The organism is Actinomyces sp. Marseille-P3109 (assembly GCF_900323545.1).
In the GTDB taxonomy this organism is placed as follows: domain Bacteria; phylum Actinomycetota; class Actinomycetes; order Actinomycetales; family Actinomycetaceae; genus Actinomyces.
In genome coordinates, this window is record NZ_OOHN01000008.1 from 1,704,644 (window position 1) to 1,726,581 (window position 21,938).

Below are 21,938 nucleotides of genomic sequence, written 5' to 3' on the forward strand. Positions count from 1 at the left end.
TGGGACCAGAACGCAGTCATCTTGGGGAAAAGTACGTCCCCGACACGAAACGCAGTCCCCGATCACGAAGTACGTCCCCAATCCTGCGCTGCGCGCCACGACGCGAATCACCATGGATGAACACCAGCGAAGGGACTCCGAGGGGAGACGGTCATGCCCGCACCGACGGCCACGAGCGAACTGGTCGGCGCCGTGGTGCTGCTCGACCTCTGGAGCGGCAGGCGGTGGGGACACCGACGCAAACGCGTCATCGACGCCGAGGCCCGCAGGTTCCGCGCTCGCCGAGACAGGTAGATCCCTGGCCATGGCCTTGCCGGCCCCTGCTCCCCAAACAGGAGGACATTTAACTCCCTCAACCGTAGGTTTACCGGGAACCGACAGCGCGCGAAAGCCGCTCCTAGGAAACGCTCCTGGGACCACAGGCGGATGACGTGGCGGCGCTCACCAGCAACAATAAGGACCGATGTCCTCCCGGCCGACGCCGGGAGCCAGGCCCACCGGCGACCCCAGGGAAGGACCCCACATGCCAGCCGCCATGTCCTCAGACACCGTCCCCTCCCCCACCGGCTCGTCACCCGGCCCGATCCTCGGCCTGGACGGCGAGCCCCTGCGCATCGGGGTCCTCACCTCCGGCGGTGACGCCCAGGGCATGAACGCGGCCGTGCGGGCCGTAGTGCGCACCGCCATCCGCCTGGGGGCCAAGCCGTATGCGGTCATGGAGGGCTGGGCCGGAGCCGTGGCCGGCGGCGATGGCATCCGCCCCCTGGAGTGGGACTCGGTGGGCTCCATCCTCCAGCGCGGCGGCACCATCATCGGCACCGCCCGCTCAGCCGAGTTCCGCGAGCGCGCCGGCCAGCTGGCAGCCGCCCGCAACCTCCTGGAGCACGGCATCGACCGGCTCGTGGTCATCGGCGGGGACGGGTCTCTGACCGGCACCAACGAGTTCCGCAAGAACTGGCCCTCCCTGCTTGAGGAGCTTGTCTCCAGCGGCGACATCAGCGCGGAGACTGCCGCCGCCCATCCCGTCCTCATGGTGACCGGCCTGGTGGGCAGCATCGACAACGACCTCGTGGGCGCCGATATGACCATCGGCACCGACTCGGCCCTCCACCGCATCCTGGGGGCCATCGACGACATCTCCTCAACCGCGGCCTCCCACCAGCGCACCTTCGTCGTGGAGGTCATGGGCCGCCACTGCGGCTACCTGGCTCTCATGGCGGCCGTGGCCGGGGGCTGCGACTACGTCCTGGTCCCCGAGCTTCCCCCGGGCAAGGACTGGGAGGAGGACATGTGCTCCAAGCTCAAGGCGGGCCGGGAGGCCGGGCGCCGTGAGTCCATGGTGATCGTCGCCGAGGGCGCCACCGACCGGGAGGGCAACCGCATCAGCGCCGACGACGTCCGCCAGGTCATCGCCGACAAGCTGGGCGAGGCTGCCCGCGTCACGATCCTGGGCCACGTCCAGCGCGGTGGCCGTCCCAGCGCCTACGACCGCTGGATGTCCACGCTGCTGGGCTGCGCCGCCGCCCGCGAGGTGGTGGCCATGGAGCCGGGCAGCGAGCCGGTCATCATCGCCGAGCGCCACAACCGTATCCGCCGTCTGCCGATGATGGAGCAGATCGCGGCCACCCGCGCCGTCAAGGACCTCGTGGCCGTCCACGACTACCTCGGGGCGATCCAGGCCCGCGGCGCCAGCTTCGGCAACATGCTCGAGCTGTTTGAGACCATGTCCACTCCCCCGGCCGATCCCGTTCCCGGCGCCAGCTCGACGCCGTCGTCCGCCGCTCGCCCCAAGCGGGTCGCCATCATCCACGCCGGCGGCCTGGCCCCGGGCATGAACACGGCGGCGCGCGCGGCCGTGCGCCTGGGCATTGACCACGACTTCACGATGCTGGGCGTCCACGGGGGCTTCCCCGGCCTGCTCGACGGCGATGTGCACGAGCTGACCTGGGCCGACGTCGAGGGCTGGGTCGGCGACGGCGGCGCCCAGCTGGGCACGCGCCGCGAGGTGCCCACCATCGAGCAGCTCTACGCGCTGGGGCGGGCCATCGAGCTCCAGGAGATCGACGCCCTGCTGGTCATCGGCGGTTACAACGCCTACCTGAGTGCCTACCGCCTGGTCACCGAGCGGGACCGCTACCCCGCCTTCCAGATCCCGATCGTGTGCGTGCCGGCATCCATCGACAACAACCTGCCCGGCTCCGAGCTGAGCATCGGCACCGACACGGCCCTCAACAACGCGGTGGCGGCACTGGACTCCATCAAGCTCTCCGCGGCGGCCTCCCATCGCTGCTTCGTCGCCGAGGTCATGGGTCGCAAGTGCGGCTACCTGTCCCTGATGTCCGGTCTGGCCACCGGTGCGGAGAAGGTCTACCTCAACGAGGAGGGCATCAGCCTCAAGGGCCTGGCCGCCGACTCCGAGCGGATGGTGGAGTCCTTCCGCTCGGGGCGCAGCCTCTACCTGGTCATCCGCAACGAGCGGGCCAGCGTCAACTACACCACCGACGTCCTGGCCCACATCTTCGCCGAGGAGGGCAAGGACCTCTACGACGTGCGCGAGGCGATCCTGGGCCACCAGCAGCAGGGCGGCACCCCCACGGCCTTCGACCGGATCATGGCGACCAAGCTCGTCGCCTACTCCCTGGACCTGCTGGCCGATGCCCTCAAGCGCGGCGAGCCGACGGCCTCCTACGTGGGCCTGATGGGGGGCAAGGTCTCCAACCACCCGTTGGACCGCATGAACGACGAGCTCGACCGCGACCACCGTCGCCCCCGTCACCAGTGGTGGCTGGGCCTGCGCCCCGCCGTCGGCATGGTCAGCCACAACAGCGGCACGCTGGCGCTCAAGGACGTCCCCGACTTCGGTGAGGCGGTCGACGACGCGGCCGGCGATCAGAGGTAGCAGGAGGTGACTGCCCGCCCCGGCCCGCGGCGCACGGCGGTCCCACCCGGGGCCGCTGGAACCGCCGCCGGGGCAGACGCGGCCCGCACTCGGAGGACTGCCTGGGCGGCCCTGGTCCTGCTCGTCGGAGGCCTGTCGATCGGCGTCGTTCTGGCTCTGGTGGGCGGCCCCTGGCAGGTCGTCGCCGTCCTGCACCTGGGGGCTCTGGCGATCTGGTTCCTCGTGTGGCGCCGCGGCTGGCGCGACCTGCTGCGCTCCGCGGGGCCTCGCAGTTTCTGGTTGCTCTTCGCCGTCGGCGCGGGCCTGTGCGCTCTCAGCGCCGTGGCACACCACCCGATCGACAACCCGGGAGCCGCCCTCGCCCCTGTGACACCTACCGGGTTGCTGTCCGCCCTGGCCATGGCACTGGGGGTCGGTGTGCTCACGAATGCCGTCCCCGAGGAGTTCTCGCTGCGCCGCTGCCTGCTCGAACCTCTGCGGGCGCAGTTCGGGGACGGGTTCGCCCTGTGGACCACGGCCCTGGCTTTCGTCGTCATGCACCTGCCCACCTGGATCTCCTCTCACGCCACCGCCTCCACCTACGCCGCTGAGGTCCCCGAGAAGCTTCTCTTCGGAGTGGTGGCCGCCTGGTCCGTCCTGCGCCTGGACTCCCTGGCCTTCGCCCTGGGCATGCATGTGGGCGGCAACTTCACCGGCGTCCTGCTGGACTCTCTGAGCCGGGAGGAGACCCTGACCGGATGGAGCCGGTTCACCACTCCGTCCGTTATCGCCATGCTCGCCGAGACGCTGGTGACGGCCGCAGCCGTCTGGTACCTGGGACGCCCGAGCCGCAAGTCGACACCCCACCGCTAGGCCGGGCTGCGGAAGCCTGTCGGACTCGAGACTGCCCGGGGTCTCGCGGACGCACAGCAGGCCTCACGGACCGTACCCGCGACATCCGTCGTCGAGGGCTGGGACGCGTCCGCGACGAACCACGTGCTTGACCGCACCTGAGCCGTGGGGCCGGGTATCGTGCCTGGCGTGCGCGCGCTGATCCGACCCCGGTTCCTTCTGGCCGCCGCCTTGGCGGGCGCGGCCGCGGGCCTCATCGGGATCGCGATGGCACTGCTCCTGGAGCTCTTCGAGTCGCTGTTCTACGGCGTCGCCCACGGCGGGCTCCTGGAGCGCGTGGCTACTGCCCCGCCCTGGCGGCGCGTGCTCGCCCCGGCCATGGGAGGCGTCGTCGCCGGTGGCGTGTGGTGGTGGCTGCGCACGACCGGCGGGATCACTGGCGTGGAGGCCGCCGTGGCGGACCACTCCGGCAGGGCCGCCACCCGGATGGGACTGGCACGTCCGTTCGTCGACGCCGTCAACCAGGTCCTCACCGTCGGCTCGGGCAACTCGGTGGGCCGCGAGGGCGCCCCGCGTCTGGCCGCCGGTGCCGTGGCGGCCAAGCTCACCATGTGGTTGGGAATCGGCCGGACCGAGGGCGCGATCCTCATCGCCTCGGCCGCCGGGGCGGGCCTGGCCGCCATGTACAACGCGCCGCTGGGCGGGGCGGCCTACGCCGTCGAGCTCGTCATGGTCACCGGGATGCGGCGACGCGGAGCCGTCGTGGCGGTCCCGGTGTGCGTCCTCGCCGCACTCGTCTCCTGGCTGCACTCCCACGGACGGCCCACCTTCGAGGTCGCCCCCCAGGGGCCGTCGTCGGGGACCGTCCTCGGGCTGGTCCTGCTGGTGCCCGTGGCCGCCGCGCTGGGCATGGGAGCCAGGCGGCTATGGTCCTGGATGATGTCGCACCGGGTGCGCGCCACCCGCTGGCTTCCCGCGGCGATCGGGGCGGCGGGGCTGATCACCGGGCTGGTGAGCCTGTGGGTCCCGGCTATCGTCGGCAACGGACGCGACGCCATGGAAGTGGCGCTGGGCACCACCACGGATCCGGCCGCCTCGGACGCCTCGCTCGGCACTCCGGGTGCTGCCGTACTCATGCTGCTGGGTGTCGTCGTCCTCAAGCCGGTCCTCACCGGTCTGACGCTCGGGGCCGGAGCCACCGGCGGACGCCTGGCCCCCTCCCTGGCCGCGGGTTCGAGCGCGGGGGCAGCCCTGGCGATCGCGCTTCAGGCCGGCGGGGTGGAGGCCAGCATCTCGGTGCTGACGATGGCGGGCGCGGGCGCGGTGCTCGCCACCACCCAGAAGGCCCCCGTCTTCGGGATCGTCTTCACCTGGGAGCTGGCCCGAGCCGGAGTCTGGACGCTGGCGGCGCTGATCGCGGTCGTCCTGGCGGTCACCGTACTGACTACACCCTCCGGGTTGCGCACCGTGGCCGACCGGCTCCGACGATCGCAGTGCCGGCCACGGCACCAGGAGCCGCATCGATAGCGTCAACCTCCTGCCACGTGTCAGGGTCATTAATTCTTCCGATTGAACGTATACTCGTGCGCGGATCGCAGCCGGCAGCCACGTCTCATCGGAACCACTATGGATCGTCACAGCGACGCCGCGCCACCTCGCCACGCGGTATGGCCCTTGTCCGCGGCCGACGGTGCTGACACCTCTGACACCGGACGGTCGGGGATCTCGTGGGGTGCCGCCCTTGCCGCCGTCGCCCTGCTGGCCGGCGCCCCGGCACTGGGAACCGCGCTGGCGCTCCTCCAGGGGCCGTGGGTCATCATGCTTGCGGTCCTTCACCTCGGTGGGACGGTCCTCTGGTTCGGGCCGGCCCACCGCACCTGGCGCGACCTGCTGTCCGGCGGCGGCATTCGCAGCAGAACCGTTCTCTTCATCGCCGGCGCCCTGGCCGGAATCACCTTCGGGGGCCTGCACGCCTGGATGGGGCCGACGGGCACGGGCCCCCTGTGGAAGCCGGAGATCACCGCATCCACGTTGCTCCAAGCCCTGGTCTTCGCCATCTCAATCGGCGTCGTGTACAACGCGATTCCCGAGGAAATCACCTTGCGGCGCACTCTGCTGGCGCCGGTGCAAGCGCATTTCGGGGCCGCCACCGCCATAGTTGTGACCACGGCGTCCTTCACTGCCCTGCACCTGCCGACCTGGCTGTCCTCTGAGACCAGCCCCAAGGGCTACGCCTGGCAGATTCTCCACAAGGTGCTCTTCGGGCTGCTCGCCGGCTGGTCGGTGGTGCGGCTGCGGTCTGTCTTCTTCGCCCTGGGCCTGCACGTCAGCGGTAACGCGCTGAGCCTGTTCATCGGCCAGCTCCAGAGCGATAACCTGCCCGAGTTCGAGATCTCGTGGCTCAACGCCGCGATCCTGCTCGTCGGCGCGGTCGTAGCTGCCGCTTTCATCTACCTCCTGGGCCGACGGCAGAAGCAGCCCTCTGCACTCAGTCCTTGATCGTGAGGATCTCGTCGACGTTGACGCGGTCGGGGGCGAAGGCCGCCAGCGCCGAGTCAGCGGGGTGACCAAGCGCGATCCCGACCGCCACGATCTCATCGGCTCCGATCCCCATGGCCTCGCGCACCTCGTCCGGGTACATGACCAGGGCGTAGGCGTTGATGGCGCCAAGGCCCTTGTCGGCAGCCGCCAGGACGAGCATGGCGGAGAAGGCCCCGAGGTCGTGGAAGGACCACGGAGTGGACTCGACCGGGATCGTCACGTACAGGACCGCCTGAGCGTTGAACAACCGTCCCTGCGATGCCTGGAACTCCTGGACGCCCTCGCCCAGCTGGGCACCGATCTGCTCGCCGAGCGCGGCCATGTTCTCCTGGGTGGTCGGAGACCACTCGGTACGAGGCTTCACCGGAAGGTCGGAGCCTCCCTTCCTGCCGGCGGCGACGTCTGCGGCATGGCGCTTCTTGATCCCGACCAGAGTGGCCCCAGTGGCCGCATAGACCCGCCAGGGCTGGGAATTCACCCACGACGGCGCCTGCTGGGCGGTGCGGACGACATCGACCAGGTCCTCCCGGGAGACAGGCTGGTCGGTGAAGTCTCGCACCGAGTGACGATTGGCGACGACCTGGCTGAACTCCATGGCGCTCTCCTATTCCGGTGTTCACGGGCTTGCCCGGTGAGGCGAACAGCCAACCGGACCGCACTATTCCAGTGAAGAGACCCTCGGCTGGCGCGGCGAGCACCCACCCGCTCAGGCCCGACGGCGCAGCAGCACCGAGTCCCAGCCGGCCAGCGCCTCCGGCACACCGAAGTGCCCGGAGCCGGGCTGGACGTCCGGGTCGCCGGCGCGCAGGAGCTGCTCGGCCTCGGCCCACTTCTCCGGCTCCAGGCCCTCGGCAGCGAGATCCGCTAGCAGGCCGCCCTCACCGGCCAGGGGCAGGTCCTCTCGGGCGCACTGGGCGATGAGCAGCAGTTGCTCGAGGCGGCCCTCACCCGGCTGCGGGGCACGCCACTGGCGCAGGATGACCCAGGCGGTGGGGTGGGTGGCCGCCAGCAGCCGGAAGGTACCCAGGGCGAGGGCGTCGTCATTGTGCCGCAGGGCGATGAGGGAGCGGTAGTGCTCGAAGACGCTGCCGGGCACACCCACCTGGGCTGCGGCGTGGACGGTGCCGTGGTCGGGGGCCAGGTCGATCCAGGGCTCACCGGTGGTGAACCCGGCCTTCTCGCTGCCGTCCCACTGGACGGGGGTGCGGGCGTTGTCCCGGGAGATGGGGGCCAGGCCGGCCAGGACGGCGGCCGGGTCATCGCCTGCGCGCACGCGCTCATGGAAGTGGTTGACGGACTCCAGGTCCCGGTAGTCCTCAATGCCGCGGAAGACCGTGTTGGCCATGCCCAGCTCCTCGCCCTGGTAGACGTAGGGGGTGCCGCGGTGGGTGTGGAGGATCGTGGCGAGGGTCTTGGCCGAGCGGATGCGCCAGGCCGGGTCGTCGTCGCCGAAACGGGAGACGGCGCGGGGCTGGTCGTGGTTGTCCCAGTAGGCGGAGTTCCAGCCCTTCTCCGCCGTCACGACGCCGGAGGGGTCGGTGACGGGGGCGAGCGCGGCCTGCCACTCGGCGAGGTTGGTCTTGAGGGTGACGAGGTCGAGGGGCTGTGGGTCGAACTTGCCTCCGGGCCCGTCGGTGAGGCTCACGTGCTCGAACTGGAAGACCATGTCGAGCTCGGCGCGGGCGGGGTCGGTGTAGAGGGCGGCCTCGCTTCGCGTGGCTCCGGGCATCTCCCCGACGGTGATGACGTGGCCGGGCCGGGGCGCGAGGACCTGCTGGTTCATCTCGCGGAGGAACTCGTGGATGCGCGGGCCGTTGGCCACCGCGGCGAATGCGTTGCCGTAAAGGTCTCCCTCGCCCTGGGGCGCGTCGGTGAGCGGGTGGGTCTTGGAGATGAAGTTGATGACGTCCATGCGGAAGCCGTCGACGCCGCGGTCCAGCCACCAGGTCATCATCTCGTGGATGGCGCGGCGCACCTCGGGGTTCTCCCAGTTGAGGTCGGGCTGCTTGGGTGAGAAGAGGTGCAGGTAGAACTCCTGGGTACCCTCGTCCCAGGCCCAGGCGGATCCTGAGAAGGCCGAGCCCCAGTTGGTGGGCTCGGTGCCCGGCTGCCCGGGGGCCAGTCCGTCGATCTGTCGGGCGGGCCGCCAGACGTACCAGTCCCGTTTGGGGTCCTGCTTCGAGGATCGGCTGGCGGTGAACCAGGGGTGCTCGTCGCTGGTGTGGTTGACGACGAGGTCCATGACCAGGCGCATGCCGCGGGCGTGGAGGCCGTCGATGAGGGCGTCGAGGTCGTCCAGGGTGCCGAAGAGGGGGTCGATGTCCTGGTAGTCGGAGATGTCGTAGCCGTTGTCGTCCTGCGGGGAGCGGTAGACGGGGCTGAGCCACACGACGTCGACGCCCAGCTCGTCGAGGTGGTCCAGGCGGCCGGTCAGACCCGGGATGTCGCCGATCCCGTCGCCGTCGGAGTCGGCGAAGGAGCGGGGGTAGACCTGGTAGACGACGGCGCGGCGCCACCAGTCCGGTTCGTCGCCGACGTGGTGGTGAGAGACAGCCAGGGGTGCGGGGCGGGTCACGGGCAACTTCCTTCCTACCGGCATGAAGGGGAAACAGGGACGATACGAGGGGGTCCGACACGGATGGGACGCAGATCGGCAGTAACGGGGCGGGAGCTCGCGGCTTGTCCCGACTGCACCGCCAGGGCCGACGGCGCTCCGCGAACCCGTATCGATTGTGTCAGACGGCACGCCGGGCCACGGCCGATTATGATGATTGCCCGCGCCTCGGCCCGGGCGCCACCTCCCCACCATCCCCTGTGACGACCCTGTTGTGAAAGGCCGACTGTTGGTTTCTCCTCTCTCCGATGCTCCCGACACACCGCGTCTGGCCGCTGCACGCCCCGAGGCCGTCGTGGTCGGATCCTCACCGGCTGAGTCCCACTACCGGTTCACGGTGCTGACCTCCCGACTCATCCGCATGGAGCACTCCCCCACGGATGTGTTCACCGACGCCGCCACCCAGCTGGTCGTGAGCCGGGACCTCGGTGAACCGCCGTCGTTCCGGGTGGTACGGGGCGAGGACCGCCTGGAGATCATCACCGAGCACCTGCACCTGACCCATGTCCCCTCGCTGGGCTTCTCCCCGTCCGGGCTCAGTGTCAGGCTGCGCTCGACGGCGCTTCACGCCCACGGCGGCACCTGGCACCACGGCGACGTCTGGGATCCGGACGAGACCTTCCTGACGAACCTGGGCGGCACCACCCGCACCCTCGATGAGGCCGACGGCGCCGTCGCCCTCAGTCCGGGGCTGTTGAGCCTGAGCGGCATCACCGCCCTGGACGACTCATCATCCCTGCTCCTCACCGAGGACGAGTGGGTCCGGCCGCGCGAGCCCGGCAACCGGGTCGGCGATGGGGCGCAGGACCTCTACGTCTTCGGCTACGGCCAGGACTACCGGGAGGCGCTGCGCGACTTCTTCGGCCTCACCGGCCCGAGCCCCTTGATCCCCCGGGCGCTGCTGGGCAACTGGTGGAGCCGCTACCACCCCTACAGCGCCCAGGAGTACCTGGCGCTCATGGACCGCTTCGCCGCCCACGAGCTGCCCTTCTCCGTGGCCGTCATCGACATGGACTGGCACGTCACCGACATCGATCCGGCGATCGGCACGGGCTGGACCGGCTACTCCTGGAACCGGGACCTCTTCCCTGACCCTGCGGCCTTCCTGGCCGGTCTGCACGAGCGGGGCATGCTCACCACGCTCAACGTCCACCCGGCCCAGGGGGTGCGGCGCCACGAGGACGCCTACGAGGAGGTCTGTGCCGACCTGGGCCTGGACGCGGGCAGCGGGGAGGATGTGCCCTTCAATATCGCCGACCGGGGTTTCGCGGCCTCCTACCTCTCACGGCTCCACCACCGGCTGGAGGATGAGGGCGTGGACTTCTGGTGGCTGGACTGGCAGCAGGGCGGCTCCACGACGGTTCCCGGCCTGGACCCGTTGTGGATGCTCAACCATGTCCACTACCTCGACTCGGGCCGGGAGCGCCCGATGGCGACAGGTGGTGTGGAGCGGCGTCGGCCGGCGACGTTCTCGCGCTTCGCCGACGCCTCGAGCCACCGCACGCCGGTGGGATTCTCCGGGGACACGATCATCAGCTGGGACTCTCTGCGCTTCCAGCCGATGTTCACGGCCACGGCCGCCAACATCGGCTACTTCTGGTGGTCCAACGACATCGGCGGGCACATGCTGGGCCATAGCGACGACGCGATGGCGGCCCGCTGGTTCCAGCTGGGATGCTTCTCCCCCATCAACCGCCTGCACTCGTCGAACTCGGGCTTCACCTCCAAGGAGCCCTGGCGCTACTCGGGTGACGCGCGCACCACCATGGAGGCGCACCTGAGGCTGCGTCACCGGCTGGTGCCCTACCTGTACACGTGGGCGAGGCGCTCGGTGAGCGAGGGCGTGGGGCCGGTGCGCCCGATCTACCACGACCACCCGCGGGAGATGGCCGCCTACCAGCACCGGAGCAGCTTCTGCTTCGGGGACCTGCTGGTGGTGCCCTTCACCTCGCCGTTGGACGAGACCACCGGCCTGGGACGGGAGTCTGCCTGGCTGCCCGACGGCGTCTGGTACGACCTGCCCACGGGGCGCCGTTATGACGCCACCACCGGCGGGCACGGGCGGATGCTGAGCCTGTCGCGTCCCCTGGATCGCATCGGTGTGCTGGCCCGGGCCGGCTCGGTCATCCCGCTGACCGGGAACCTGACGGAAGCTGCCGGAGACAATCCGCACGAGCTGGAGATCGTCGTCGTGCCCGGCGGCTCGGGGGTCTTCACCCTTGAGGAGGACGACGGCTCGGCCGAGCCGGGCCCGGACCGGGTCGCCCGCACCCGCCTGGCACTGACCTGGCCGGATGACGAGGGGGAGCACGGCGGGGACGCGGCGCTGCGTATCCGCTTGGAGGGGGCCGCCGACGTCGTTCCGGACTCACGGCAGGTGAGGGTGAGGCTTCTGGCCGGACGGGCCACGGGCGCCTGGCTGGGGTTGGGCGATCAGGCATGCCGACTCGTCGTCGAGGAGGTCGACGGCGACGGCTTCACCCTGGGGGCCGGGACGCTGGTGCACTTAGGCGAGCTGAGTCGCCAGGAGCTGGCCGACGGCGTCGAGCTGGTGCTGCGCGGTGCGCGGCAGGCACCGGCCGACTGGCACGACGAGGTCCACGCGATCCTGGATGCGGCCCGTGTGGCCTACGCGGCCAAGGACCAGGCCTGGGCCGCCGTGGAGCGGGGCATGAGCGGGACCGCGCTCCTGGGTGAGATGGAGTCGCTGGGCCTGCCAGAGGCGCTGCGCTCGGCCGTGGCCGAGGTGCTTCCCCACTCCTGAGCAGAACGCGAGGGCCGGCTCTGGCGAGTCGGCTCGAGCTGACCGGCAGTGCCACAGGCCGCGGCTAGGCTGTCGGTCATGAGTGAGATTCCCTCTCCGCGCTTTCCCGAGGCCGAGCCCTACTTCGTCGGCGACGACCGCACCAACCGCGAGCGCATGCTCGCCGGTGACTGGTACGTCTCCGACGACCCGGACAGCGCCAGGATCGCGGCGCACGCCCGCAAGATGCTCTACCGCTTCGAGCGGGCCTTCGCCGAGGGTGAGGAGGACTGCTGGGATCTGCTGCGCTCGGCGATCCCGGGCCTGGGCGACAAGGTGCGCCTGCTACCGCCGGTGCGCGTGGACTACGGGGACAACATCACCGTGGGCGAGGGGACCTTCGCCAACTACGGGCTGGTGGCCCTGGACGTCGTGGAGATCCGTATCGGCTCCCACTGCCAGATCGGCCCGAACGTCCAGCTGCTCACGCCGGTCCACCCCCTGGAGCCGACGCCGCGAGCCTGCTCCCTGGAGGCGGCCGACCCCATCACGATCGGCGACAACGTGTGGCTGGGTGGCGGGGTCATCGTCTGCCCCGGCGTGACCATCGGGGACAACTGCGTCATCGGCGCGGGCTCGGTGGTCACCAAGGACATTCCCGCCGGCAGCCTCGCGGTGGGTAACCCGGCCCGGGTCCTGCGCCAGCTGGACGACTCCACCTTCGGGCCCCGAGCTCGGTCGTCACGCTTGAGGACGACGCCGCGTCACACCCGAGACTAGGGCGGTGCCGCAATCGGCCCCGAACACCAGTACCGTCACCTTTTCAGGGAGCCGCCACCATGAATCCTGATGCCTTCTCCGACCTGGCCGCCGCCCGGTACTCCGTGCGGGACTTCCGACCGGATCCCGTACCGACTGAGATCGTCGAGGAGATCCTGGAGGATACCCGTCAGGCCCCGAGCTGGTCGAACACTCGGCCCTTCATGCTGGCGCTGGCCACCGGGGAGCGGGCAGACCGGCTGCGCGCCGCCTACATCGCCGAGTTCGACGTGACCCTCCCGGTCCAGCACAAGAAGCGCGGCGCCATGGTCCGCCTGGCCCTGAGCGGTAAGGCACCCGACGGCGACTACCGGACCTGGGCGCCCCACCCTGCGGACCTGCTGCCCCACTCCCAGGCCGTCGGCAGTCAGCTGTACGCTCACATGGGCATCGCCCGGCAGGACCGCAAGGCCCGCGATGCGGCCGTCCGCCGCAACTGCGAGGCCTTCGGCGCACCGGTCATCGGTTTCGTCCTGGTCCACAAGGGCCTCATGCCCTTCGCCGCGCTCGACGCCGGAATCATGCTCCAGACCCTGTTCCTGTCGGCCAAGGCCCACGGTGTCGACTCCTGCCCCCTGGGAGTCCTGGCCACCTGGCGCCGCCCCTTCGACGCCGAGTTCGAGGCGCCGGCCGACTACCGTCTCATCACCGGCTTCGCCCTGGGCTACGCCTCCGACGCCCCGGTCAACGACTTCCGGGCCGAGCGGTGGGCCGTGCGCCTGGTGCCGACTCGCGGCTGATCCGGTCGCGGCCCGCTCGAACCGTCACCGTTTGTGGTGCTCGACGTCGCGGTCGTACCTTATGCCTCGCGTTCGAAGGGTAAAGGGTACGAACGCGCGCCCTAAGGTACGAACACAAGGCGTTCCATCCTACTTTCGCAACAGCCCCTAGGCCGGCTGCGTGCTGTGCATTGCGTCCCGAGCCGGACGGCGCCAGCAGGGCGGGACGATGAGTCCGCGCCGGCGGACCGCGACCAGCACGGCCAGCCCGACAGCGGTGCACAGCACGATCGCCACTGCGCCGAAGACTGTGGCGTGAGAGTTGCCCAAGTGCGCGGCACACCTCATGCACCGCGAGGAAGAGTACCTGCTGCTGCGAGAGCCTGGACCGTCAGATCTTGGCCACGGGGGCGTAGCGCAGAATGAGGCGCTTGGTGGCGGGGGCGCCGTCGATGACGAACTCGACGCGGGCGGTCAGGGAGCGTCCCTTGCCCTCCAGGCCGACGACGGTGCCCACCCCGTAGGAGTCGTGGCGCACCTGGTCGCCGGTCCTCAGCCCGGCCACGGCCGCGGGCAGGTCCTCCGAGGCGGCGGCTCCGCCGGCCGGTGACGCGGCGCTCTGCTTTCCGCGGGCCTCAAGGCGGACGGAGGCGCGCTTGGCGGCCCGGTCCTGGGGGGTCTCCACGCGCCCCAGCTTGCCCGAGCGCTTGGCGCCTCCCCCCACGGGCGGGGCGAAGTTATCGTCGTCGGAGTAGCCGCCGGAGTAGGAGTCCTGCCGGGAGCTTCCCGAGCGCCGCCCTCCCGAGCCGAAGCCGCCCTCGCCCCAGCTGCTCCCCCAGCCGGTGCCGCCGCCGCGCAGCGCCTCCATCGAGGAGGCCAGGCGCTTCCAGTCGATGGTCTCACCCGGGACGTCGTCGAGGAAGCGGGAGGCGGGCATGGCGTTGGCGGCGCCCCAGGCCGAGCGCACGGCGGCGCGGGTGAGGTAGAGGCGCTCGCGGGCGCGGGTGAGGGCCACGTAGGCCAGTCGGCGCTCCTCGGCGAGCTCGGTCTCCTCGGCCAGGGAGCGGGTGTGGGGGAAGGTGCCGTCCTCCATGCCGGTGACGAAGACGACCGGGAACTCCAGTCCCTTGGCGGTGTGGACGGTCATGAGGGTGATCTGCCCCTGCTCCTCGGCCTTGCGGGCCTCCTCGTCCTCCAGGTCGGCGCTGGGCGGGAGCTGGTCGGAGTCGGCCACGAGCGAGACGCGTTCGAGGAAGTCGGCCAGGGTTCCGTCTGGGTTGGCGGCCTGGAAGTCGCTGGCCACCGAGTGGAGCTCGGCAAGGTTCTCCACGCGGGTGGCGTCCTGGGGGTCGTCACTGGCGCGCAGCTCGGCGAGATAGCCCGAGGCGTCCAGGGCGGAGTCGAGGAGGTCGGCGACGCCGTCGCCGGCGGTGACCATGTGACGCAGGGTGGTGAGCAGCTCGTGGAAGCCGCGCACCTGGTTGCGGGCCCGGGTGGTCAGGCCCTCGACCTCGGGCGGCTCGCCGGCCTCGGCGGAGGACGGGTCCTGCCCGTCGGCTCCCTCGGTATCACCGGCCTCGTCGGCCTGGGCCTCGCGGAGGGCTCCGGCGGCGTCGGCGATCGCCTGTCCGAAGGAGACGGCGTAGCGGGCAGCGTGCTCGGCCAAGGCCCCCTCGGCCTTGTCCCCCAGGCCGCGCTTGGGGACGTTGAGGATGCGGCGCAGGTTGACGTCATCGTCGGGGTTGTCGACGGCACGCAGATAGGCGATGGCGTCCTTGATCTCGCGGCGGTCGTAGAACCGGGTGCCGCCGATGACCTTGTAGGGCTGGCCGGCGCGCATGAAGGCCTCTTCGAGGGCGCGGGACTGGGCGTTGGTGCGATAGAAGACGGCGACATCGCGGGGGTGCACGCCGTGATCGTCGGCCAGGCGGTCGACCTCCTGGCTGATCCAACGGGCCTCGTCGTGCTCGGAGTCGGCGACATAGCCGGTGATGGGGGCGCCGTCCCCGGCGGCGGTCCACAGGTTCTTCTCGCGCCGGCCGCTGTTGCGGGAGATGACGGCATTGGCGGCGGAGAGGATGTTCTGGGTGGAGCGGTAGTTCTGCTCCAGCAGGATGGTGCGCGCCGAGGGATAGTCCTCCTCGAACTCCTCGATGTTGCGGATAGTGGCGCCGCGGAAGGCGTAGATGGACTGGTCGGAGTCGCCGACGACGGTCAGCTCACCGACCGGCAGGGCCGAGTCCGCCCCGGAGGTGCCGGGCCCGCCGACGAGCTCGCGCACGAGGACGTACTGGGCGTGGTTGGTGTCCTGGTACTCGTCGACCAGGATGTGGCGGAAGCGGCGCCGGTACATCTCGGCGACGGCCGGGCGGTTCTGGAGCAGGGCGACGGTACGCATGATGATGTCGTCGAAGTCCAGGGCGTTGGCGGCGCTCAGACGCTCGGCGTAGGCGCGGTAGACCTCGGCCAGGTGGCGCTCGAGGGGGTTGGAGGTCACGACCCGCTCGGCGAACTGGGCCGGGGTGATGAGCTCGTTCTTCAGGTCGGAGATGCGGCGGGCGAAGGTCTTGGGGGTGAAGCGCTTGGGATCGATGCCCAGCTCGCGCACGATGAGAGTGATGAGGCGGGTGGAGTCGGCGGCGTCGTAGATGGAGAAGGTGGAGCGCAGGCCGGCTGCCTCGTGCTCGCGGCGCAGGATGCGCACGCAGGCCGAGTGGAAGGTGGAGACCCACATGCGCTCGCCGGCGGGGCCCACCAGAGCGGTGACGCGCTCGCGCATCTCGGCGGCGGCCTTGTTGGTGAAGGTGATGGCCAGGATCTCGCCGGGGCGGGCGCGGCCGGTGGCGATGAGGTGGGCGATGCGGTGGGTCAGGACCCGGGTCTTGCCAGAGCCCGCGCCGGCGATGATGAGCAGCGGCGCGCCCGAGTGCGTGACGGCGGCCTCCTGGGCGGGGTTGAGGCCGGAGAGCAGCTCGGCCGGGTCTGAGACCGTCACGCCCCAGGCGGGGCCGGGGACGTGGCCCGACGGCGCGGCGCCGCCGGCTCGGGCGCGGGCAGCGGCGGCGTTGGCCTGGGCGCGGGCGACGAGGGCCGAGACCTCGTCCTGGCGCTCCTCCCAGGTGGGGGCCGCGGCGGCCTCGTCCTCGGGCGGCGGGGCGTCCTCGGGGCCCCAGTCCTCCTCCGGCGCCTCGACGTCGGCCCAGGAGTCGTCGTCGAAGGAGCCTCCGGTGGGGATGAGGGCGGGTAGCGCGGCCTCGGGCGGCGGCGTGGCCGCACCGCCGGAGCCGGGCATGGGCAGGGCACCGAAGAGGGAGTTCATCGCGTTCATCGTGGGGCCAAGCCTAGGCCAGGGCACCGACGCGTTCCGTATTCTTCTCCACCCCAACCCGACATTGACAGCACGCTGTCAATAATGACAGCATACTGTCGATATATGGCAGAGCAACCGACGAGGAGCCGAGATGCAGACCATCGCCCTGTACACGACCGAGACCATGGCGGACTGGGAGTACGCCTATCTCACCACTCAGATCGCAGGCGCGGAGCGGCTCAAGCCCGGGCGTTTCCAGCTGCTGCTCGTGGGCGACGGCCTGGCGCCGGTGCGCACGCTCGGGAACCTGCCGCTGGCGCCGGAGGCCGACCTCGATGCCCTGGACGCGCTGGCCGCCACCGGCTCACTCGCGGCCCTGGTCATTCCGGGAGGGGACCACTACGCGGCAGGGCACGAGCGGCTCATCGAGGTCGTCGACCGGCTCGTGGACGGCTCGGTTCCGGTGGCGGCGATCTGCGGCGCCACGCTCCTGCTGGCCCGCGGCGGCTTCCTGGACGAGCGCCGCCACACCTCGAATGCCGCCTCGTACCTGGAGGCCAGTGGATACCGCGGTGGTACGCGCTACGAGGAGGCCCCGGTGGTGACCGACCGGGGCGTCACCACCGCCTCGGGCATCCACGCGATCCCCTTCACCGCGGAGATCATGCGGATCACCGGGCTTGTGCCCGATGCGATAGTCGAATCCTGGGAACAGGTCTTCCTGAACGGCCGGGAGAGGGACTACATGGCTCTGATGGAGGCGACCAGTGCCTGGCAGAACGCCTGAGGGGGACGCCCTCACTGCCCTGGTCCTTCCCGTCTTCGCGCTCAACGGGGAGCTCCTGGAGGCGGCTGCGGTGATCACGGCCCCACATGAGCTGACCCTGGCCCGGTGGCAGGTGCTGGGCGCCGTCCTGGAGGAACCGCTGCCGGTTGCCGAGATCGCGCGTCGGGTGGGACTGACCCGGCAGAGTGTGCAACGGGTGGCCAATGACGTCGTCGCCCAGGGATGGGCGCACTGGCAGCCCAATCCCGGGCGGCGCGGTCAGAACCTGCTCGTCCTGACCGACAAGGGAAGGCGAGCGATCGCGGCACTGACTGCGGAGCAGCACGCCTGGGCCGATGCCGTCGGCCAGGAGATCGGAGAGAGGGACCTGAAGACCCTGGCGACGCTGATCAGCCGGGTCACCGAGGCGTCACGCCGCTACCGGCAAGCCGCCGGAGAGGAGCCCTCGCCTTAAGCAGACAGCCGCCCCCAGGCGCACCAGACACCGAGCGAGGACCTACGCCCCGCTGAGCCAGTTCCGGTCGGGGACGTACTTTCCGCATGAGGACAGCGTTCTATTGCAGACGACTGGTGCCAGAGTGCAGTCATCTTGGATGAAAGTACGTCCCCAGCACGAAACGCAGTCCCCACCCCGGGCGAGCACCTGGTCTCCCCTGATGACCGCCCCCGTGAAACTCCTGATGAACCGCGCCCGGGCGAGCACCTGGTCTCCGCCGCCACTGCCCAGAGTCGTGTCCGACAGGTCCATTCCGGTCTCGAACAGGGTGGGCCCCGCGGGGCCCACGGCGTCATCACGGACCTCGCGGTATCTGGCCGAACACAACCATCCCACTCCGGACAAGTACTCCCCGAGGTCCAGGTAGTACTGGCCAGAATCCAACCGCACTGCACGAGCCCCGACCCTGGTGAAGCACACCGACGTCGCCTCCAACAACACCCGAGCCTCGTGCAGAGCAACTAGACCCTACGAGAACGACCACCCCCTCTCACCACACCACCTACCGACGCGACCTTTTCACCGTGGAGATCCATCCTCGGCAGGTTCTCTGGATTCGCATCGCTCTCGGCTCCACGATAGAGACGTGTACTCCGAGACGGTCCTGAGTGAGCAGCGCACGCTCTGGCGATCGGTGGGCGGCAGCGCCGCTGCCATTCCCGCTGACGGATGCGTCGACCTCATTGTCCGCAGCGAGCAGGTGCTCCTGTGCGGCCCGCAGACTCGTGTCATCCACGCTCCTGCCGACGACGTTCACCCCACTGTCGGCTTGAGGCTGGAAGCGGGAACCGCTCACAGGATCCTGCCCGTAGCACTCTGCGAGCTGAGGGACCAAGTAGTGGAGCTGCGTGCCGTGCTGGGGTCTGAAGGGGTTGTCCTGCACGACCTGATGATGCGAGCGAGCAACACTTCTCGGCCCGACCTCACGCTCCCTCCTATGCTTGTCGACCAAGAGGAACCGTGGGCGGCGGCGGCGCGCCGGCTCGCCCGGACCGGAGCGTCGGCCCGCGAGGCAGCCCGGGCTCTGGACTGGTCGGAGCGCACGCTTCGCAGACGAATGCTGGAGAGCTTCGGCTACGGATACTCCACTCTGGTACGTATCGAGCGGGCGTGCCGGGCGCGCTCGCTCCTCCAGCGGGGGCTTTCGCCGGCCGATGTCTCAGCGATGACGGGCTATGCGGACCAGCCGCATCTGACCCGCGAGTTCGCGCGCATGGTCGGGGTGACGCCGGCTCAGTTCTCCAAGGCCGCGAAGAGGTCGACGCTATTGCCATCGGGGTCGAGCACCGTGGCGTAGCGCTGCCCCCAGGGAGCGTCCCACGGCTTCGTGCGGCCTTCGTATCCTGCTCCGGTGAGCCTGGTGTAGGTGTCGTCCACGGCACTCGCCGTCCCCTGATCGAAGGCCAGGGCGATGCGATGGCCTCCCGAGGGCGACTCGTACCCGGGGTCGAGGCGGCGAATGAGGTCGATGGTGTCCCAGGCCAGAACGGTGCCGTCCTCGAGCCTGGTATCGACATGCGGCTCGTCACTCCCTTCGGGGACGGGCGCTCCAAGCAGACGGTAGAAGGCGAGTGAGGCGGACATATTGCGAGTCACGATGCCGATGAATCCGAGTCGTAGTGTCATAGCGACACCGTATGCCGTCCACGCCACCGCGTCTTGAACAGAACGGCCATCACCCACGGCCCGGCAGGGCCCATCCGTGCATCATCAGTCCACATCCACTCAATCTGCGACATCTCAGCTCACCGAATGCGAGCGAGCATCACACGCCCGAAACAGGTACCCGCCGCGGTCGAGCTCAGGCCGGCCTGCAAAGCCGTTGGGACTCTCAACGCCGTCGGTCCCGCCGACGGCGTCTACCGCACGGCGCGCAGGTAGCGGTCACGTCCGGTGAGGTCCTGGCCGGTCTCGGCCTGCTTGAAGCCGGCCCCGAGCGCGGCCGCGCGCAGCAGGGCCCCCTGCTCGTGGTCGTGCTCCATGACGAGGACGCCGCCGGTGCGCAGCAAGGCGACCGAGCGCACGAGGACGTCGACCGGGATGTCCAGCCCGTCGGGTCCCCCGCCATAGAGAGCAACGGTGGGCTCGTGCTGGGAGGTTTCGGTATCCTCCACGGCGCCTGCCGGCACGTAGGGCGGGTTGGAGACGACGACGTCGACCTGCCCGTTGAGATCGTGAAGGACCAGCGGGTCGGTGGCGTCGGCGTGGATCACCTCGACGCGCCCGGGAACCAGCCGCTCGCAGTTCTCGCGGGCCAGGGCCGCGGCCGTCTCGCTGATCTCGACGGCGACCACCCTGGCACCAGGGACCTCCTTGGCGACGCAGGCGGCGATCGCGCCCGAGCCGGTGCACAGGTCAGCGGTCAGGACCACTCCCCCGCCGCCATCCATCACCTCGCGGGCGGCCTCGATCGCGGCTCCGGCCACCACCTCGGTCTCCGGGCGCACAATGAACACGCCGGGACGGCTGATGAGCTCGGCGCCCCGCAACCACATACGGCCGATGATGTGCTGAAGGGGCTCGCGACACTCGCGGCGCAGCACCAGCGCGTCATAGGCGGCCGGGAAATCCCCGTCGGCGCCGTCGGCCAGGAGGAGGGCCCTCCCCAGCAGGTGCTCGGCCAGGATCCTGGCGTCGACCTGGGGACTGGTCACTCCGGCCGCCGCCAGCCGCCCGGCCGCCTGGCGCACCAGCGCCCGCAGCCCGTAGCGGTCCACAGCGCCCGCCGGCGCACCGCCGCACAACTCAGGAACCACTGCCCTCACCCACTTGGGATAACCGCTCAGCCTCGTCCATGGCGATGGCCGAGGCGATCACCGGGCCGAGGTCACCGTCGAGCACGGCGTCGAGGTTGTAGGCCTTGAAGCCGGTGCGGTGGTCAGCGATCCGGTTCTCAGGGAAATTGTAGGTGCGGATTCGCTCGGAGCGGTCCACAGTGCGCACCTGACTGCGACGGACCTGTGCGGCCTCGGCGGCGGCCGCCGCCGCCCGCTCGGCCAGGAGACGGGCCCGCAGGACCCGCATGGCCGCCTCCTTGTTCTGCAATTGGGACTTCTCGTTCTGCATGGACACGACGATTCCAGTGGGCAGGTGGGTGATGCGCACGGCCGAGTCGGTGGTGTTGACGCTCTGGCCCCCGGGCCCCGAGGAGCGGAAGACGTCGATGCGCAGGTCGGCGGCGTCGATCTGGAGCTCACCGGGGTCGTCGGCCTCCGGCATGACCAGGACGCCGGCCGCGGAGGTGTGGATGCGCCCCTGGGACTCGGTGACCGGGACGCGCTGGACGCGGTGAACGCCGCCCTCGTACTTCAGGTGCGCCCACACCCCGTCCTGGGGCTCCACGGGCCCGCGGGTCTTGATGGCCAGCCGCACGTCCTTGTAGCCGCCCAGGTCGGAGTCGGTGGCGTCGAGGACCTCCACGGCCCACCCCTGCCGCTCGGCGTAGCGGGAGTACATGCGGGCCAGGTCGGAGGCGAAGAGTGCTGACTCCTCGCCCCCCTCACCGGCCTTGACCTCGATGATGACGTCGCGGGCGTCATCGGGGTCGCGGGGCACGAGGACCTCGCGCAGGCGCTCACCGGCCTCGGTCGCGGCGGCCTCGAGGGCCGGCAGCTCGGCGGCGAAGTCCTCATCCTCCGCGGCCAGCTCGCGGGCGTCGTCCAGGTCGGCGCTGGCCGACTGCCAGGTCCGGTAGGCGGCCACGACTCTGCCGAGCTCGGCGTAGCGGCGCCCCAGCCGACGCATGGCACCGGGGTCGGAGGCCGCGGGCCCGGCCATCTCGGCCTCGATGTCCGCGTACTCGGCCAGGAGCGGCTCAGCAGCGGAGAAGTCCTCACTCATGGACTCGGGTTCCTTCATGGGATGGGAGTCGCGGTGCCACGCACCTACAATACGCGTGCGATATGCAAACGACGCCGACGGCGGCTCTGGGAGCCGGCCGCCGGCGTCGTGAGACGCGGCTACTTGCTGCGCTTGCCGTACCGGGCCTCGAAGCGGGCAACGCGGCCACCGGTGTCGAGGATCTTCTGCTTGCCGGTGTAGAAGGGGTGGCAGGCCGAGCACACGTCCACGCGGATCTCACCGGGGGTAACGGTGGAGCGGGTCTCGAAGGTGTTGCCACAGGTGCACGTGACCGTGGTGGCCACGTAGTCGGGGTGGATGCCCTGCTTCATAGGTTTC

Annotated in this window: 18 protein-coding genes; 11 read left to right on the forward strand and 7 right to left on the reverse strand. The window is 70.3% G+C overall.

The genetic code is table 11. The annotated features are described in order from the left end of the window. Positions 1-153: 153 nt before the first annotated feature. The 5 genes from BQ8008_RS13430 (at position 154) to BQ8008_RS07530 (ending at position 6,229) form a co-directional block, all read left to right on the forward strand. Positions 154-294 carry a hypothetical protein gene (locus BQ8008_RS13430; protein ID WP_199907956.1) on the forward strand — a complete coding sequence of 47 codons (141 nt, stop codon included), beginning with the start codon at positions 154-156 and terminating at the stop codon, positions 292-294. A 229-nt stretch (positions 295-523) separates the two neighbouring features. Then, positions 524-2,899 (forward strand): 6-phosphofructokinase, encoded by a 2,376-nt coding sequence (locus BQ8008_RS07515; protein ID WP_199907957.1) that lies wholly within the window; start codon positions 524-526, stop codon positions 2,897-2,899. Positions 2,900-2,905: 6 nt separating this feature from the next. Next, positions 2,906-3,751, forward strand: a complete 846-nt coding sequence (locus BQ8008_RS07520) for a CPBP family intramembrane glutamic endopeptidase (RefSeq protein ID WP_108833471.1) — start codon at positions 2,906-2,908, stop codon at positions 3,749-3,751. 168 nt (positions 3,752-3,919) lie between these two features. Next, positions 3,920-5,257, forward strand: a complete 1,338-nt coding sequence (locus tag BQ8008_RS07525) for a chloride channel protein (RefSeq protein WP_108833472.1) — start codon at positions 3,920-3,922, stop codon at positions 5,255-5,257. 99 nt (positions 5,258-5,356) lie between these two features. After that, positions 5,357-6,229, forward strand: coding sequence for a CPBP family intramembrane glutamic endopeptidase (locus tag BQ8008_RS07530; RefSeq protein ID WP_108833473.1), 873 nt, complete (start codon positions 5,357-5,359; stop codon positions 6,227-6,229). Here BQ8008_RS07530 and BQ8008_RS07535 read toward each other — a convergent pair. Continuing rightward, positions 6,219-6,866: a nitroreductase gene (locus BQ8008_RS07535; RefSeq protein ID WP_108833474.1), complete on the reverse strand. Its 648-nt coding sequence runs from the start codon at positions 6,864-6,866 to the stop codon at positions 6,219-6,221. The genes BQ8008_RS07530 and BQ8008_RS07535 overlap by 11 nt on opposite strands. 111 nt (positions 6,867-6,977) lie before the next feature. Further along, entirely contained in the window at positions 6,978-8,846 is a 1,869-nt protein-coding gene (locus BQ8008_RS07540) for an alpha-glucosidase (protein WP_108833475.1), read from the reverse strand. A 268-nt stretch (positions 8,847-9,114) separates the two neighbouring features. Between BQ8008_RS07540 and BQ8008_RS07545 the strand changes: the two genes are divergently transcribed. The 3 genes from BQ8008_RS07545 (at position 9,115) to BQ8008_RS07555 (ending at position 13,187) form a co-directional block, all read left to right on the forward strand. Continuing rightward, positions 9,115-11,649: a TIM-barrel domain-containing protein gene (locus BQ8008_RS07545; RefSeq protein WP_108833476.1), complete on the forward strand. Its 2,535-nt coding sequence runs from the start codon at positions 9,115-9,117 to the stop codon at positions 11,647-11,649. 78 nt (positions 11,650-11,727) lie between these two features. Continuing rightward, complete coding sequence (locus BQ8008_RS07550) at positions 11,728-12,408, forward strand: sugar O-acetyltransferase (protein WP_108833477.1); 681 nt, start codon at positions 11,728-11,730, stop codon at positions 12,406-12,408. 59 nt (positions 12,409-12,467) lie between these two features. After that, positions 12,468-13,187 carry a nitroreductase family protein gene (locus tag BQ8008_RS07555; RefSeq protein WP_108833478.1) on the forward strand — a complete coding sequence of 240 codons (720 nt, stop codon included), beginning with the start codon at positions 12,468-12,470 and terminating at the stop codon, positions 13,185-13,187. Positions 13,188-13,557: 370 nt separating this feature from the next. On the opposite strand, the gene BQ8008_RS07565 is transcribed toward BQ8008_RS07555, so the two are convergent. Further along, complete coding sequence (locus BQ8008_RS07565) at positions 13,558-16,494, reverse strand: ATP-dependent helicase (protein ID WP_108833479.1); 2,937 nt, start codon at positions 16,492-16,494, stop codon at positions 13,558-13,560. A 133-nt stretch (positions 16,495-16,627) separates the two neighbouring features. On the opposite strand from BQ8008_RS07565, the gene BQ8008_RS07570 reads away from it, so the two are divergent. The 3 genes from BQ8008_RS07570 to BQ8008_RS07585 all read left to right on the forward strand — a co-directional run bounded on the left by BQ8008_RS07570 (position 16,628) and on the right by BQ8008_RS07585 (position 19,056). Continuing rightward, on the forward strand, positions 16,628-17,263 hold the full coding sequence (locus BQ8008_RS07570; protein ID WP_108833480.1) for a DJ-1/PfpI family protein: 636 nt from the start codon (positions 16,628-16,630) through the stop codon (positions 17,261-17,263). Then, the gene (locus BQ8008_RS07575; RefSeq protein WP_108833481.1) at positions 17,244-17,717 is read left to right on the forward strand and encodes a MarR family winged helix-turn-helix transcriptional regulator; all 474 of its coding nucleotides are present in this window, start codon (positions 17,244-17,246) and stop codon (positions 17,715-17,717) included. The genes BQ8008_RS07570 and BQ8008_RS07575 overlap by 20 nt, the downstream gene beginning before the upstream one ends. A 628-nt stretch (positions 17,718-18,345) precedes the next feature. Continuing rightward, a complete protein-coding gene (locus tag BQ8008_RS07585; protein WP_108833483.1) occupies positions 18,346-19,056 on the forward strand; it encodes a helix-turn-helix transcriptional regulator in 711 nt (236 codons plus the stop codon). Here the strand turns inward: BQ8008_RS07585 and BQ8008_RS07590 are convergent. From BQ8008_RS07590 to rpmE, 4 genes are all read right to left on the reverse strand, one after another. Further along, positions 18,993-19,385: a VOC family protein gene (locus BQ8008_RS07590; protein WP_108833484.1), complete on the reverse strand. Its 393-nt coding sequence runs from the start codon at positions 19,383-19,385 to the stop codon at positions 18,993-18,995. The two genes, BQ8008_RS07585 and BQ8008_RS07590, sit on opposite strands and share 64 nt — an antisense overlap. Before the next feature lie 233 nt (positions 19,386-19,618). Then, positions 19,619-20,515: a peptide chain release factor N(5)-glutamine methyltransferase gene (prmC, locus tag BQ8008_RS07595; protein ID WP_108833485.1), complete on the reverse strand. Its 897-nt coding sequence runs from the start codon at positions 20,513-20,515 to the stop codon at positions 19,619-19,621. Further along, positions 20,505-21,599 (reverse strand): peptide chain release factor 1, encoded by a 1,095-nt coding sequence (gene prfA, locus BQ8008_RS07600; RefSeq protein WP_108833486.1) that lies wholly within the window; start codon positions 21,597-21,599, stop codon positions 20,505-20,507. Before prfA ends, prmC begins: the two co-directional genes overlap by 11 nt. A gap of 119 nt (positions 21,600-21,718) precedes the next feature. After that, positions 21,719-21,931 (reverse strand): 50S ribosomal protein L31, encoded by a 213-nt coding sequence (rpmE, locus tag BQ8008_RS07605; protein ID WP_108833487.1) that lies wholly within the window; start codon positions 21,929-21,931, stop codon positions 21,719-21,721. Positions 21,932-21,938 lie beyond the last annotated feature (7 nt).

Bases quoted from the DNA above. Each gene is read 5' to 3' on its own strand.
- BQ8008_RS13430 (WP_199907956.1), top strand. From the start codon at position 154: ATGCCCGCACCGACGGCCACGAGCGAACTGGTCGGCGCCGTGGTGCTG.
- prfA (WP_108833486.1), bottom strand. From the start codon at position 21,599: ATGAGTGAGGACTTCTCCGCTGCTGAGCCGCTCCTGGCCGAGTACGCG.
- BQ8008_RS07590 (WP_108833484.1), bottom strand. From the start codon at position 19,385: ATGACACTACGACTCGGATTCATCGGCATCGTGACTCGCAATATGTCC.
- BQ8008_RS07565 (WP_108833479.1), bottom strand. From the start codon at position 16,494: ATGAACGCGATGAACTCCCTCTTCGGTGCCCTGCCCATGCCCGGCTCC.
- BQ8008_RS07535 (WP_108833474.1), bottom strand. From the start codon at position 6,866: ATGGAGTTCAGCCAGGTCGTCGCCAATCGTCACTCGGTGCGAGACTTC.
- BQ8008_RS07515 (WP_199907957.1), top strand. From the start codon at position 524: ATGCCAGCCGCCATGTCCTCAGACACCGTCCCCTCCCCCACCGGCTCG.
- BQ8008_RS07550 (WP_108833477.1), top strand. From the start codon at position 11,728: ATGAGTGAGATTCCCTCTCCGCGCTTTCCCGAGGCCGAGCCCTACTTC.
- rpmE (WP_108833487.1), bottom strand. From the start codon at position 21,931: ATGAAGCAGGGCATCCACCCCGACTACGTGGCCACCACGGTCACGTGC.
- BQ8008_RS07555 (WP_108833478.1), top strand. From the start codon at position 12,468: ATGAATCCTGATGCCTTCTCCGACCTGGCCGCCGCCCGGTACTCCGTG.
- BQ8008_RS07530 (WP_108833473.1), top strand. From the start codon at position 5,357: ATGGATCGTCACAGCGACGCCGCGCCACCTCGCCACGCGGTATGGCCC.
- BQ8008_RS07570 (WP_108833480.1), top strand. From the start codon at position 16,628: ATGCAGACCATCGCCCTGTACACGACCGAGACCATGGCGGACTGGGAG.